The 14,387-nt window shown below is 54.7% G+C and carries 10 protein-coding genes; 8 read left to right on the forward strand and 2 right to left on the reverse strand.

Going from position 1 to position 14,387, the window contains the following annotated elements:
• Nucleotides 1-160 precede the first annotated feature (160 nt).
• From SP68_RS08255 to ugd, 3 genes are all read left to right on the forward strand, one after another.
• A complete protein-coding gene (locus SP68_RS08255; protein ID WP_023301774.1) occupies nt 161-1,576 on the forward strand; it encodes a mannose-1-phosphate guanylyltransferase/mannose-6-phosphate isomerase in 1,416 nt (471 codons plus the stop codon).
• Between the two features lie 22 nt (nt 1,577-1,598).
• Nucleotides 1,599-2,969, forward strand: a complete 1,371-nt coding sequence (rfbK, locus tag SP68_RS08260) for an O9 family phosphomannomutase RfbK (protein WP_004899416.1) — start codon at nt 1,599-1,601, stop codon at nt 2,967-2,969.
• A gap of 163 nt (nt 2,970-3,132) precedes the next feature.
• Nucleotides 3,133-4,299, forward strand: a complete 1,167-nt coding sequence (gene ugd / locus SP68_RS08265) for a UDP-glucose 6-dehydrogenase (RefSeq protein WP_000704907.1) — start codon at nt 3,133-3,135, stop codon at nt 4,297-4,299.
• A 423-nt stretch (nt 4,300-4,722) separates the two neighbouring features.
• Here the strand turns inward: ugd and SP68_RS27765 are convergent, their stop codons facing one another.
• Nucleotides 4,723-4,845: a small membrane protein gene (locus tag SP68_RS27765; RefSeq protein ID WP_004144151.1), complete on the reverse strand. Its 123-nt coding sequence runs from the start codon at nt 4,843-4,845 to the stop codon at nt 4,723-4,725.
• A gap of 399 nt (nt 4,846-5,244) precedes the next feature.
• The gene (locus tag SP68_RS08270) at nt 5,245-6,249 is read right to left on the reverse strand and encodes an NAD-dependent epimerase (protein ID WP_040968719.1); all 1,005 of its coding nucleotides are present in this window, start codon (nt 6,247-6,249) and stop codon (nt 5,245-5,247) included.
• A gap of 1,077 nt (nt 6,250-7,326) precedes the next feature.
• On the opposite strand from SP68_RS08270, the gene SP68_RS08275 reads away from it, so the two are divergent.
• The 5 genes from SP68_RS08275 to SP68_RS08295 are packed head-to-tail and all read left to right on the forward strand — an operon-like array spanning nt 7,327 to nt 14,382.
• Nucleotides 7,327-8,742: a mannose-1-phosphate guanylyltransferase/mannose-6-phosphate isomerase gene (locus SP68_RS08275; protein ID WP_012967599.1), complete on the forward strand. Its 1,416-nt coding sequence runs from the start codon at nt 7,327-7,329 to the stop codon at nt 8,740-8,742.
• A gap of 22 nt (nt 8,743-8,764) precedes the next feature.
• Nucleotides 8,765-10,147 carry an O9 family phosphomannomutase RfbK gene (gene rfbK, locus SP68_RS08280; protein WP_012967600.1) on the forward strand — a complete coding sequence of 461 codons (1,383 nt, stop codon included), beginning with the start codon at nt 8,765-8,767 and terminating at the stop codon, nt 10,145-10,147.
• Between the two features lie 5 nt (nt 10,148-10,152).
• On the forward strand, nt 10,153-10,938 hold the full coding sequence (gene wzm / locus SP68_RS08285) for an O9 family O-antigen export ABC transporter permease subunit (protein ID WP_012541095.1): 786 nt from the start codon (nt 10,153-10,155) through the stop codon (nt 10,936-10,938).
• Nucleotides 10,939-10,940: 2 nt separating this feature from the next.
• The gene (gene wzt, locus SP68_RS08290; protein WP_012541096.1) at nt 10,941-12,236 is read left to right on the forward strand and encodes an O9 family O-antigen export ABC transporter ATP-binding subunit; all 1,296 of its coding nucleotides are present in this window, start codon (nt 10,941-10,943) and stop codon (nt 12,234-12,236) included.
• Nucleotides 12,237-12,255: 19 nt separating this feature from the next.
• On the forward strand, nt 12,256-14,382 hold the full coding sequence (locus SP68_RS08295) for a class I SAM-dependent methyltransferase (RefSeq protein WP_040968718.1): 2,127 nt from the start codon (nt 12,256-12,258) through the stop codon (nt 14,380-14,382).
• The last annotated feature ends 5 nt before the right edge of the window (nt 14,383-14,387 follow it).

Below are 14,387 nucleotides of genomic sequence, written 5' to 3' on the forward strand. Positions count from 1 at the left end.
ATTATTTTCTATATTCTAGACGATGTAGTAATAGCCCTTTTTGTGATGGTGAATGAACATAGATAATGCAATCTTCATCAGATTAGTGTATTGACAATAAAATTTAATTTTTGTTGTGGTTTATATGCTTTTTCATAATTAATATACAAAGGAATTCATTATGTTACTTCCTGTAATTATGGCTGGTGGTACCGGCAGTCGTCTCTGGCCGATGTCTCGCGAGCTTTACCCGAAACAGTTCCTCCGGCTGTACGGGCAGAACTCCATGCTGCAGGAAACCATCACCCGACTCTCGGGCCTTGAAATCCATGAACCGATGGTCATCTGTAACGAAGAGCACCGCTTCCTGGTGGCCGAACAGCTGCGCCAGCTCAACAAGCTGTCCAGCAACATTATTCTTGAGCCGGTCGGGCGCAACACCGCCCCGGCCATCGCCCTGGCGGCCCTCCAGGCCACCCGCCACGGCGACGACCCGCTGATGCTGGTCCTCGCCGCCGACCATATCATCAATAACCAGCCGGTCTTCCACGACGCCATCCGCGTCGCCGAGCAGTATGCCGATGAAGGCCATCTGGTCACCTTCGGTATCGTGCCGAACGCCCCGGAAACCGGCTACGGCTACATCCAGCGCGGCGTGGCCCTCACCGACAGCGCCCACACCCCGTACCAGGTGGCCCGCTTCGTGGAGAAGCCGGACCGCGAGCGCGCCGAGGCCTACCTCGCCTCCGGGGAGTACTACTGGAACAGCGGCATGTTTATGTTCCGCGCCAAAAAATACCTCTCCGAGCTGGCCAAATTCCGCCCGGATATCCTCGAAGCCTGCCAGGCCGCGGTCAATGCCGCCGACAACGGCAGCGACTTCATCAGCATTCCGCATGACATTTTCTGCGAGTGCCCGGACGAGTCCGTGGACTACGCGGTGATGGAGAAAACCGCCGACGCGGTGGTGGTCGGTCTCGATGCCGACTGGAGCGACGTCGGCTCCTGGTCCGCCCTGTGGGAGGTCAGCCCGAAAGACGAGCAGGGTAACGTCCTCAGCGGTGACGCGTGGGTGCATAACAGCGAAAACTGCTACATCAACAGCGACGAGAAGCTGGTGGCGGCCATTGGCGTGGAGAACCTGGTGATTGTCAGCACCAAGGACGCCGTGCTGGTGATGAACCGCGAGCGTTCCCAGGACGTGAAGAAGGCGGTCGAGTTCCTCAAGCAGAACCAGCGCAGCGAGTACAAGCGCCACCGCGAGATTTACCGTCCCTGGGGCCGCTGCGACGTGGTGGTCCAGACCCCGCGCTTCAACGTCAACCGCATCACCGTGAAACCGGGCGGCGCCTTCTCGATGCAGATGCACCACCACCGCGCCGAGCACTGGGTCATTCTCGCCGGCACCGGCCAGGTGACGGTCAACGGCAAGCAGTTCCTGCTGACCGAGAACCAGTCCACCTTTATTCCGATTGGCGCCGAGCACAGCCTGGAAAACCCGGGCCGTATTCCGCTGGAAGTGCTGGAGATCCAGTCGGGGTCGTACCTCGGCGAGGACGACATTATTCGTATTAAAGACCAGTATGGTCGTTGCTAATTTTTTCGGGACAAAACGCAGAATGACACAGTTAACATGCTTTAAGGCTTATGACATCCGTGGTGAACTGGGCGAGGAACTGAACGAGGACATCGCCTACCGTATCGGCCGCGCCTACGGCGAATTTCTGAAACCCGGGAAGATAGTGGTGGGGGGCGATGTGCGCCTCACCAGCGAGTCGCTGAAGCTGGCGCTGGCCCGCGGGCTGATGGACGCCGGCACCGACGTGCTGGATATCGGCCTGAGCGGCACGGAAGAGATTTACTTCGCCACTTTCCACCTCGGGGTGGACGGCGGTATCGAGGTGACGGCGAGCCATAACCCGATGAACTACAACGGCATGAAGCTGGTGCGCGAGAACGCGAAGCCCATCAGCGGCGACACCGGCCTGCGGGATATCCAGCGCCTGGCGGAGGAGAACCAGTTCCCGCCGGTGGACCCGGCGCGTCGCGGGACCCTGCGCCAGATATCGGTGCTGAAGGAGTACGTTGACCACCTGATGGGCTACGTGGACCTGGCGAACTTCACCCGTCCGCTGAAGCTGGTGGTGAACTCCGGCAACGGGGCGGCGGGGCACGTGATTGATGAGGTGGAGAAACGCTTCGCGGCGGCCGGGGCGCCGGTGACCTTTATCAAGGTGCATCACCAGCCGGACGGCCATTTCCCGAACGGTATCCCGAACCCGCTGCTGCCGGAGTGCCGTCAGGACACCGCCGATGCGGTGCGTGCGCATCAGGCGGACATGGGTATCGCCTTTGACGGCGACTTCGACCGCTGCTTCCTGTTCGATGACGAGGCGTCGTTTATCGAGGGGTACTACATTGTCGGCCTGCTGGCGGAAGCGTTCCTGCAGAAGCAGCCGGGGGCGAAAATCATTCACGACCCGCGTCTGACGTGGAACACGGTGGACATCGTGACCCGCAGCGGCGGCCAGCCGGTGATGTCGAAGACGGGGCATGCGTTCATCAAGGAGCGGATGCGCCAGGAAGACGCCATCTACGGCGGGGAGATGAGCGCGCACCATTACTTCCGCGACTTCGCCTACTGCGACAGCGGGATGATCCCGTGGCTGCTGGTGGCGGAGCTGCTGTGCCTGAAGAACAGTTCGCTGAAATCGCTGGTGGCGGACCGCCAGGCGGCGTTCCCGGCGTCGGGGGAGATCAACCGCAAGCTGGGAAATGCGGCGGAGGCGATAGCGCGCATCCGGGCACAGTATGAGCCGGCGGCCGCACACATCGACACAACGGACGGTATCAGTATTGAATACCCTGAGTGGCGCTTTAACCTGCGCACGTCCAATACCGAGCCGGTGGTGCGTCTGAACGTTGAGTCCAGAGCGGATACTGCGTTAATGAATGCAAAAACCGAAGAGATTTTAGCTCTTCTCAAGTAATGCATTATCCATAATGGAAGCCATAGGGTCAGATTTTAATCGTATTATTGACCTTATGGCTTATTCTTGACATCCCACTGGTCAAAGCGTAAAACCGCGCACAGTATTATTTAATTTCGTGGCTATCCGCCATTATCCAGTTAACTGATTAAAGTGTAATCTCATGAAAATTACTATTTCCGGTACAGGTTATGTTGGTTTATCGAACGGTGTCCTGATTGCGCAAAACCACGAAGTGGTTGCCCTGGATATCGTACAGGCCAAAGTGGATATGCTTAACCAGAAGATCTCTCCGATTGTGGATAAAGAGATTCAGGAATATCTGGCAGAAAAACCGTTAAATTTCCGTGCGACCACGGACAAGCACGACGCCTATCGTAATGCCGACTACGTGATCATTGCGACGCCGACCGATTACGATCCCAAAACCAACTACTTCAACACCTCTACAGTGGAAGCGGTTATTCGCGATGTCACAGAGATCAACCCGAACGCGGTGATGATCATTAAATCGACCATCCCGGTGGGGTTCACCCGTGACATCAAAGAACGTTTAGGGATTGATAATGTTATTTTCTCTCCTGAGTTCCTGCGTGAAGGCCGCGCGCTGTACGACAACCTGCACCCGTCGCGCATTGTTATCGGTGAGCGCTCTGCACGTGCCGAACGTTTCGCAGACCTGCTGAAAGAAGGCGCGATCAAGCAGGATATCCCGACCCTGTTTACCGACTCCACTGAAGCGGAAGCGATCAAACTGTTCGCGAACACCTATCTGGCGCTGCGCGTTGCCTATTTCAACGAGCTCGACAGCTATGCTGAAAGCCAGGGGCTGAACAGCAAGCAGATTATCGAAGGGGTATGCCTGGATCCGCGTATCGGCAACCACTACAACAACCCTTCCTTTGGCTATGGCGGCTACTGCCTGCCAAAAGATACCAAGCAGCTGCTGGCGAACTACGAATCGGTTCCGAACAATATCATCGCCGCTATCGTGGATGCTAACCGTACCCGTAAAGACTTTATCGCGGATTCTATTCTCGCCCGTAAGCCGAAAGTGGTGGGTGTGTATCGCCTGATCATGAAGAGTGGTTCGGACAACTTCCGTGCCTCTTCTATTCAGGGCATTATGAAGCGCATCAAGGCAAAAGGTATTCCGGTTATTATCTATGAACCGGTGATGCAGGAAGATGAGTTCTTTAACTCCCGCGTCGTGCGCGATCTGGATGCCTTCAAACAAGAGGCGGATGTGATCATCTCTAACCGTATGGCGGAAGAGCTGGCGGATGTGGCGGACAAGGTCTACACCCGAGATCTGTTTGGTAACGATTAATTCTGCCTGTCTGACACTGGCGGTTCCCTGCCGCCAGTGTTCTTCTTTATCTTCCCCGTTATATCCCTCACTCCGCGTATTTCTCACACATTCAGATTAACCTCAATAAATTGTGATGGACATTACGATCCTGCTCAAAAGCCGTTGCGGGTTGAAAACAGGTCCGATAAGTTAAACTTACCTTGTGAAGAGCTACCGTCACTGTGATGTAGATGCCGGAGATAAGCGCCGGGAGGTAAAACAAAGCCTGCAACGCAGGCTTTTGTTATTTATGCCCTATGGAAATATGATGAACAGGGCGCGATTAACACTATTTTTTCTTGCCTTAATGCCACGCCAAAACGCAGAATGAACGCTCATTCTGTAATATCATTTTTTTATCTCTTAATGTTATCTTAATCTAATTGCAATACGGAGCGGTCCTTACCACTTGCGTTTATTAAACGTCAGTTTCGTTTTCTTTCTGTCTTTTAAATAAGAAATCAAGAAATAAACGGAAACAGCAAGTAGTATGGCAGCCACCACTAAGAAAAATAGGTTTTCCATAATATCTACCACAGAGCGTATGTTGATTGAATTATTAGTTTGATAAGCAATGCACCAGTTTTGTTCTGTTGCATGGCTTGCTCTAACATATCCTGGATTTAGGAAAATTCCTACAGAGAGTAATGTTTTTGCTCAATCAGCATATAATGCTGTTTCCACTCACCAAATTGGGATGGATGACAGAAAAGTTTGAGTGCCTGGCGCGCGGATATTTGCTTTTTTGAAAAAGGCTGGATGAAACTGGTTTCAGGCGTGCGAGAAAAAAGGCAAAAAATCTGTCTATAGCACAAAATATTATATATAAAACAATGAATGTGCATTCCGTCGACATATAGTCAGGATAACGGAGGTTCCATAGAAGAGGTTGCCGCAACCTGACGATTGCGGCAGGGCAGGGGATTAGATCTGATAGTAATCCTTATACCACTCGACAAAGTTCTTCACGCCTTCCTTCACTGACGTCTGCGGCTTGAAACCCACCAGGTCATATAGCGGTTGGGTGTCTGCGCTGGTGTCCAGCACATCGCCCGGCTGGATCGGCATCATATTCTTCTTCGCTTCCATCCCCAGCGCCTCTTCCAGGGCGGTGATGTAGTCCATCAGTTCCACCGGCGAGCTGTTGCCAATGTTATAGACCCGATATGGCGCGGAACTGGTGGCCGGGGAACCGCTCTCAACGGTCCAGTCGGCATTAGCCTGCGGGATCACATCCTGAACGCGCACCACCGCCTCGACGATGTCGTCGATATAGGTAAAGTCGCGCTTCATTTTGCCGTAGTTGTAGACGTCAATACTTTTTCCTTCCAGCATCGCTTTCGTGAACTTGAACAGCGCCATATCCGGGCGGCCCCAGGGGCCATAGACCGTAAAGAAGCGCAGCCCGGTGGTCGGGATGCTGTACAGATGGGAATAGGTATGCGCCATCAGCTCATTGGCTTTCTTGGTAGCGGCATACAGGGAGACCGGATGATCGACGGAATCTTCGGTGGAGAACGGCATTTTACGGTTGAGGCCGTAAACCGAGCTGGAGGAGGCGTACACCAGGTGTTTCACTTTGGTATGGCGGCAGCCTTCCAGAATGTTCAGATAACCCATCAGGTTAGCGTCCGCATAGGCATACGGATTTTCCAGCGAGTAACGCACACCGGCCTGAGCCGCCAGGTGGATCACTCGATCAAATTGCTCTACGGCGAACAGCTTTGCCATACCTTCCCGGTCGGCCAGATCCAGCTGCTGGAAATGGAATGCCGGAGATGCCAGGCGATCCAGACGGGCCTGCTTCAGGCTGACGTCATAATAGTCGTTCATGTTGTCGATCCCGACAACATCATGCCCTTCATTCAGCAGGCGCTGCGCGATATGAAAGCCGATAAAACCTGCGGCACCAGTGACCAAAAACTTCATATTTTTCCTCCGGGGTGTGGATATCCCGTTCTACATAAGTGCCGATTTTACACTGGCTTGCGGTTGGGATCACTTGCTTTGCCGCGTCATCTCCGCCAGACGTGAGGTGAAGGACGTTTTTTCTGGCAAAATAACCGTGGCAAAAGGTGATAAATAACAACGTTTCTTATTTGACTGTTAGCATCCGAATAATAACCTTGTGACTTGTCAGCGGTTTAGCGATTTGTGGCTAAACACAAAGGCAACAAATACCCATTGAGCCCGGCATAAGTTTGTTTAAAGTTATATTTTTTGTGCCCGGTTTATTTATCAAACGGGCTAAAAGCGCGCAATGATGGCTTTCTTTTCTTCATGGATATCAACAAATTGCTCTTTTTTTGCTTGTTTAATGAATGTTTATGATGTGTGTCATTTGAGTAATCCATTAATCAGTAGGCTTTTTTATTTTTATTCCCGCCGACCAGCGCTATAATCTGCGCACGATTTTCTTTGTGGAATGTGCAGTGTAGAGGCATGAGTCGTTTATCCCACCTATCGGAACATAGCGCCGTTGTTGTGTGCGCAGGGCCATCAAGCCTGAATGCGCGTGGTCTCCCTGGCGGCGAAGGCGATGTCTCTTCTTATCTTTCCCCACGTCGTAAACGCTCCTTTCTGACGGTTGCCAGCATCGGCTGGGCGCCCGTTGCGCTTTTTTCGGTGGCGGTAAGGGCATGTGTTTTGCCCTGCGTAAATGAGAAAGTCCTGATGGTTAACCCGGCGGCAAATGCGGAAAGTGTGGTGCGTTTGGCGGCCAGGTGAGGGAAGATGCATGTTAAAAGCAGAGATATGCCTGAAGGTATATCTCTGCTTTTAGGTTTTCAGGACACGCGTTCCGCCAGGCTGTCATTGTAGCCGCTGACTGAACGATCTGCCGACAGCCTGAAGCGAAAGAGGGTGGCGCTTAGCCTGGAGCACGGGAGCAGTACGCATTTTGGTTGCGACAGCCAATGGCGGTAGCGTGCCTCAAAAAGGCCACGCCACCTGACGGTCGATTGATTGATAGTAAAATAAAGCAATTATTTATTTAAGGATTTCATTATGTTACTTCCTGTAATTATGGCTGGTGGTACCGGCAGTCGTCTCTGGCCGATGTCTCGCGAGCTTTACCCGAAACAGTTCCTCCGGCTGTACGGGCAGAACTCCATGCTGCAGGAAACCATCACCCGACTCTCGGGCCTTGAAATCCATGAACCGATGGTCATCTGTAACGAAGAGCACCGCTTCCTGGTGGCCGAACAGCTGCGCCAGCTCAACAAGCTGTCGAACAACATTATTCTTGAGCCGGTCGGGCGCAACACCGCCCCGGCCATCGCCCTGGCGGCTCTTCAGGCCACCCGTCACGGCGACGACCCGCTGATGCTGGTCCTCGCCGCCGACCATATCATCAATAACCAGCCGGTCTTCCACGACGCCATCCGCGTCGCCGAGCAGTATGCCGATGAAGGCCATCTGGTCACCTTCGGTATCGTGCCGAACGCCCCGGAAACCGGCTACGGCTACATCCAGCGCGGCGTGGCCCTCACCGACAGCGCCCACACCCCGTACCAGGTGGCCCGCTTCGTGGAGAAGCCGGACCGCGAGCGCGCCGAGGCCTACCTCGCCTCCGGGGAGTACTACTGGAACAGCGGCATGTTTATGTTCCGCGCCAAAAAATACCTCTCCGAGCTGGCCAAATTCCGCCCGGATATCCTCGAAGCCTGCCAGGCCGCGGTCAATGCCGCCGACAACGGCAGCGACTTCATCAGCATTCCGCATGACATTTTCTGCGAGTGCCCGGACGAGTCCGTGGACTACGCGGTGATGGAGAAAACCGCCGACGCGGTGGTGGTCGGTCTCGATGCCGACTGGAGCGACGTTGGCTCCTGGTCCGCCCTGTGGGAGGTCAGCCCGAAAGACGAGCAGGGCAATGTCCTCAGCGGTGACGCGTGGGTGCACAACAGCGAAAACTGCTACATCAACAGCGACGAGAAGCTGGTGGCGGCCATCGGCGTGGAGAACCTGGTGATTGTCAGCACCAAGGACGCCGTGCTGGTGATGAACCGTGAGCGTTCCCAGGACGTGAAGAAGGCGGTCGAGTTCCTCAAGCAGAACCAGCGCAGCGAGTACAAGCGCCACCGCGAGATTTACCGTCCCTGGGGCCGCTGCGACGTGGTGGTCCAGACCCCGCGCTTCAACGTCAACCGCATCACCGTGAAACCGGGCGGCGCCTTCTCGATGCAGATGCACCACCACCGCGCCGAGCACTGGGTCATTCTCGCCGGCACCGGCCAGGTGACGGTCAACGGCAAGCAGTTCCTGCTGACCGAGAACCAGTCCACCTTTATTCCGATTGGCGCCGAGCACAGCCTGGAAAACCCGGGCCGTATTCCGCTGGAAGTGCTGGAGATCCAGTCGGGGTCGTACCTCGGCGAGGACGACATTATTCGTATTAAAGACCAGTATGGTCGTTGCTAATTTTTTCGGGACAAAACGCAGAATGACACAGTTAACATGCTTTAAGGCTTATGACATCCGTGGTGAACTGGGCGAGGAACTGAACGAGGACATCGCCTACCGTATCGGCCGCGCCTACGGCGAATTTCTGAAACCCGGGAAGATAGTGGTGGGGGGCGATGTGCGCCTCACCAGCGAGTCGCTGAAGCTGGCGCTGGCCCGCGGGCTGATGGACGCCGGCACCGACGTGCTGGATATCGGCCTGAGCGGCACCGAAGAGATTTACTTTGCCACCTTCCACCTCGGGGTGGACGGCGGCATCGAGGTGACGGCGAGCCATAACCCGATGAACTACAACGGCATGAAGCTGGTGCGCGAGAACGCGAAGCCCATCAGCGGCGACACCGGCCTGCGGGATATCCAGCGCCTGGCGGAGGAGAACCAGTTCCCGCCGGTGGACCCGGCGCGTCGCGGAACCCTGCGCCAGATATCGGTGCTGAAGGAGTACGTCGACCACCTGATGGGCTACGTGGACCTGGCGAACTTCACCCGTCCGCTGAAGCTGGTGGTGAACTCCGGCAACGGGGCGGCGGGGCATGTGATTGATGAGGTGGAGAAACGCTTTGCGGCGGCCGGGGCGCCGGTGACCTTTATCAAGGTGCATCACCAGCCGGACGGCCATTTCCCGAACGGTATCCCGAACCCGCTGCTGCCGGAGTGCCGCCAGGACACCGCCGACGCGGTGCGTGCGCATCAGGCGGACATGGGTATCGCCTTTGACGGCGACTTCGACCGCTGCTTCCTGTTCGATGACGAGGCGTCGTTTATCGAGGGGTACTACATTGTCGGCCTGCTGGCGGAAGCGTTCCTGCAGAAGCAGCCGGGGGCGAAAATCATTCACGACCCGCGTCTGACGTGGAACACGGTGGACATCGTGACCCGCAGCGGCGGCCAGCCGGTGATGTCGAAGACGGGGCATGCGTTCATCAAGGAGCGGATGCGCCAGGAAGACGCCATCTACGGCGGGGAGATGAGTGCGCACCATTACTTCCGCGACTTCGCCTACTGCGACAGCGGGATGATCCCGTGGCTGCTGGTGGCGGAGCTGCTGTGCCTGAAGAACAGCTCGCTGAAATCGCTGGTGGCGGACCGCCAGGCGGCGTTCCCGGCGTCGGGGGAGATCAACCGCAAGCTGGGGAATGCGGCGGAGGCGATAGCGCGCATCCGGGCGCAGTATGAGCCGGCGGCCGCACACATCGACACAACGGACGGTATCAGTATTGAATACCCTGAGTGGCGCTTTAACCTGCGCACGTCCAATACCGAGCCGGTGGTGCGTCTGAACGTTGAGTCCAGAGCGGATACGGCGTTAATGAATGAGAAAACCGCCGAGCTGCTCAACCTGTTAAAAGAGGAATCGCTTTGAGTCCTATGTTTTCAGCGATCTATCGCTACCGTGGCTTTATTATTGACAGCGTTAAACGGGACTTTCAGTCCCGTTACCAGACCAGTTTTTTAGGCGCGGCATGGCTGATCTTACAGCCGATCGCCATGATTTCCGTCTATACATTAATTTTTTCAGAGTTAATGCGTGCCCGCCTGGCGGGCATGGATGGTCCTTTTGCCTACAGTATCTACCTCTGTTCCGGGGTATTAACCTGGGGGTTGTTTACGGAAACGCTCGGCAATCTGGTCAACGTTTTTCTGACCAATGCCAATATCCTCAAGAAACTGAGCTTTCCGCGGATCTGTTTACCGATCATTGTCACCGCCTCGGCGTTCATTAACTTCCTGATCATTTTTGGTCTGTTTGTACTGTTTCTGATCGTCACGGGCAATTTCCCGGGCATGATTTTCTTTGAAATCATTCCGGTGCTGATCGTCCAGATGCTGTTTACTCTTGGCCTGGGGATTATCCTCGGGGTGCTGAACGTTTTTGTCCGCGACGTCGGGCAGTTCGTCAATATCCTGCTGCAGTTTTGGTTCTGGTTTACGCCGATTGTTTACGTATCCAAAACGCTGCCGGAATGGGTATCAGGTCTGCTGGCGTATAACCCGATGGCGACCATTATCGGTTCCTACCAGAACGTGATGCTCTATCACCAGAGCCCTAACTGGATGGCGCTGCTTCCGGTCACAGTGGTGTCGGTCATTCTGTTTTTATTTGCCTGGCGTTTATTTAAAAAACATGCCGCTGATATTGTGGACGAGATTTAATCATGAGTATCAAAGTTCAGCACGTCGGCAAGGCGTATAAATATTATCCATCTAAATGGAACCGGGTCATTGAGAAACTACTGCCGGGCGATAAACCGCGGCACAGCAAGAAATGGGTATTGAAAGATATCAATTTCAGCATTGAACCCGGTGAAGCGGTCGGCATTGTTGGGGTGAACGGCGCAGGTAAAAGTACGTTACTGAAGCTGCTGACTGGCACCACTCAGCCCACCAAAGGCAGCATTGAAATCCAGGGGCGCGTCGCCGCGCTGCTGGAGCTGGGCATGGGCTTCCATCCTGACTTTACCGGCCGGCAGAACGTGTATATGTCCGGGCTGATGATGGGCCTGGGCCGGGAAGAGATCGAGCGCTTAATGCCGGAGATCGAAGCCTTCGCCGATATTGGCGACTACATTGAAGAACCCGTGCGCATCTATTCCAGCGGCATGCAAATGCGCCTGGCGTTCGCTGTCGCCACGGCCTCCCGGCCGGATATTCTGATCGTCGATGAAGCGCTCTCCGTGGGTGACTCCCGTTTTCAGGCGAAATGCTATGCTCGCATCGCGGACTTCAAAAAGCAGGGGACCACGCTGCTGCTGGTTTCCCACAGCGCCGGGGATATCGTCAAGCACTGCGACCGCGCCATTTTCCTCAAAAATGGTGACATCTGCATGGACGGCACCGCCCGCGACGTGACCAACCGTTACCTGGATGAGCTGTTTGGCAAACCGGATAAAGACAGCGCGACAAAAAGCGCAACGGCTATCTCGTCAGCCAGTGGCGAAAGCCAGATGTCTCTCGATGAGATTGAAGATGTGTACCACACGCGCCCAGGCTACCGTCCGGAAGAATATCGCTGGGGGCAGGGTGGCGCGAAAATCATCGATTATCATATCCAGAGCGCCGGGGTTGATTTTCCTCCCTCACTGACGGGCAATCAGCAGACCGATTTTCTGATGAAGGTCGTGTTTGAATACGATTTTGATTGCGTGGTGCCAGGCATCCTGATTAAGACCCTCGATGGCTTATTCCTCTACGGAACCAACTCTTTCCTCGCCTCTGAAGGGCGGGAAAATATTTCGGTTTCCCGCGGCGATGTTCGGGTCTTTAAATTTAGCCTTCCGGTTGATTTAAACAGTGGCGATTACCTGCTGTCATTTGGTATCTCTGCCGGCAACCCACAGACGGATATGACGCCGCTGGACAGACGTTACGACTCCATTATTTTACATGTGACCAAGAGCATGGATTTCTGGGGTGTCATCGATCTTAAGTCGTCCTTTACTAGCTACCAATGACGTTGAGAAAAACGATTCCATGACTAAAGACTTAAACACGCTGGTTAGCGAATTACCTGAGATTTATCAAACTATTTTTGGCCATCCCGAATGGGATGGCGACGCCGCTCGTGATTGTAATCAACGCCTCGATTTGATTACCGAACAGTACGATAACTTATCCCGTGCGCTGGGGCGCCCGCTTAACGTTCTCGATCTGGGCTGCGCGCAGGGCTTTTTTAGCCTGAGTCTGGCAAGCAAAGGCGCGACTATCGTTGGTATCGATTTCCAGCAGGAAAATATTAACGTGTGCCGCGCGCTGGCCGAAGAGAACCCCGATTTTGCCGCCGAGTTCCGGGTAGGCAGAATTGAAGAGGTGATCGCCGCGCTGGAAGAGGGCGAGTTTGATCTGGCCATTGGCTTAAGCGTGTTTCACCATATTGTTCACCTTCATGGTATCGATGAAGTTAAACGTCTGCTCTCGCGCCTGGCCGATGTCACCCAGGCGGTGATCCTTGAGCTGGCGGTGAAAGAAGAACCGCTTTACTGGGGCGTTTCTCAGCCGGACGACCCGCGCGAACTGATTGAGCAGTGCGCGTTTTATCGCCTGATCGGTGAGTTTGACACCCATTTATCCCCCGTACCGCGCCCGATGTACCTGGTCAGCAACCACCGGGTGCTGATCAACGATTTTAATCAGCCGTTCCAGCACTGGCAGAATCAGCCCTATGCCGGGGCCGGCCTCGCGCATAAGCGCAGCCGTCGCTACTTCTTTGGCGAAGATTATGTATGCAAGTTTTTCTATTACGACATGCCCCACGGCATCCTGACGGCGGAAGAGAGCCAGCGTAATAAACATGAACTGCATAATGAAATAAAGTTCCTGGCGCAACCGCCAGCGGGCTTTGACGCGCACGCATTACTGGCCCACGGCGAAAATGCTCAGTCTGGCTGGCTGGTGATGGAAAAACTCCCGGGTCGTTTGCTGAGCGATATGCTGGCAGCCGGGGAGGAGATCGATCGTGAAAAAATCCTCGGTAGCTTGCTTCGTTCCTTAGCGGCGCTGGAGAAACAAGGGTTCTGGCATGACGATGTACGCCCGTGGAACGTGATGGTCGATGCCCGACAGCATGCCCGCTTAATCGACTTCGGCTCTATCGTTACCACGCCGCAGGACTGCAGCTGGCCGACGAACCTTGTCCAGTCGTTCTTCGTGTTTGTGAATGAGCTGTTTGCCGAAAACAAAAGCTGGACTGGTTTCTGGCGCTCGGCGCCTGTTCATCCGTTTAATCTGCCCCAGCCGTGGTCTAACTGGCTGTATGCGGTCTGGCAGGAGCCGGTTGAACGCTGGAACTTTGCCCTGCTGTTGGCGCTGTTCGAGAAGAAAGCGAAGCTGCCTTCAGCTGAACAGCAGCGCGGGGCGACGGAACAGTGGATCATCGCTCAGGAGACGGTGCTGCTGGAGCTCCAGTCCCGGGTGCGTCATGAAAGCGCCGGCTCGGAGGCGTTGCGCGGCCAAATCCATACCCTGGAAGAGCAGATGGCTCAGCTGCAGGCCGCTCAGGATGCGTTAGTCGAGAAAGCTCAACAACCTGTGGAAGTCAGCCATGAACTCGCCTGGCTTGGTGAGAATATGGAGCAGCTGGCGGCGCTGTTGCAGTCGGCACAAGCGCACGCCCAGGCTGACGTTCAGCCCGAGTTGCCCCCTGAAACCGCTGAGCTACTGCAGCGACTGGAAGCCGCTAACCGGGAGATCCACCATTTAAGCAACGAAAACCAGCAGCTTCGCCATGAAATCGAAAAAATCCATCGCAGCCGTTCCTGGAGAATGACCAAAGGTTATCGTTATCTGGGCCTGCAGATCCATTTGCTGAGGCAGTATGGTTTCGTGCAGCGGTGTAAACATTTTATTAAGCGCGTCCTGCGGTTTGTTTTCTCGTTTATGAGAAAACATCCGCAGGTAAAACATACCGCGGTAAATGGTTTACATAAGCTGGGCCTTTATCAGCCGGCCTATCGTTTGTATCGTCGTATGAATCCACTGCCGCACAGTCAGTATCAGGCTGATGCGCAGATTTTATCGCAGACTGAACTGCAAGTGATGCATCCGGAGCTTTTACCTCCGGAGGTTTATGAAATTTATCTCAAACTAACGAAAAATAAATAAGGAGA

Origin of the sequence: Klebsiella variicola, from assembly GCF_000828055.2 — a bacterium.
GTDB lineage: Bacteria > Pseudomonadota > Gammaproteobacteria > Enterobacterales > Enterobacteriaceae > Klebsiella > Klebsiella variicola.

What these genes read in the sequence shown, in the direction of transcription:
- SP68_RS08255 (WP_023301774.1), top strand. Translation starts at nt 161, where the DNA reads ATGTTACTTCCTGTAATTATGGCTGGTGGTACCGGCAGTCGTCTCTGG.
- rfbK (WP_004899416.1), top strand. Translation starts at nt 1,599, where the DNA reads ATGACACAGTTAACATGCTTTAAGGCTTATGACATCCGTGGTGAACTG.
- ugd (WP_000704907.1), top strand. Translation starts at nt 3,133, where the DNA reads ATGAAAATTACTATTTCCGGTACAGGTTATGTTGGTTTATCGAACGGT.
- SP68_RS27765 (WP_004144151.1), bottom strand. Translation starts at nt 4,845, where the DNA reads ATGGAAAACCTATTTTTCTTAGTGGTGGCTGCCATACTACTTGCTGTT.
- SP68_RS08270 (WP_040968719.1), bottom strand. Translation starts at nt 6,249, where the DNA reads ATGAAGTTTTTGGTCACTGGTGCCGCAGGTTTTATCGGCTTTCATATC.
- SP68_RS08275 (WP_012967599.1), top strand. Translation starts at nt 7,327, where the DNA reads ATGTTACTTCCTGTAATTATGGCTGGTGGTACCGGCAGTCGTCTCTGG.
- rfbK (WP_012967600.1), top strand. Translation starts at nt 8,765, where the DNA reads ATGACACAGTTAACATGCTTTAAGGCTTATGACATCCGTGGTGAACTG.
- wzm (WP_012541095.1), top strand. Translation starts at nt 10,153, where the DNA reads ATGTTTTCAGCGATCTATCGCTACCGTGGCTTTATTATTGACAGCGTT.
- wzt (WP_012541096.1), top strand. Translation starts at nt 10,941, where the DNA reads ATGAGTATCAAAGTTCAGCACGTCGGCAAGGCGTATAAATATTATCCA.
- SP68_RS08295 (WP_040968718.1), top strand. Translation starts at nt 12,256, where the DNA reads ATGACTAAAGACTTAAACACGCTGGTTAGCGAATTACCTGAGATTTAT.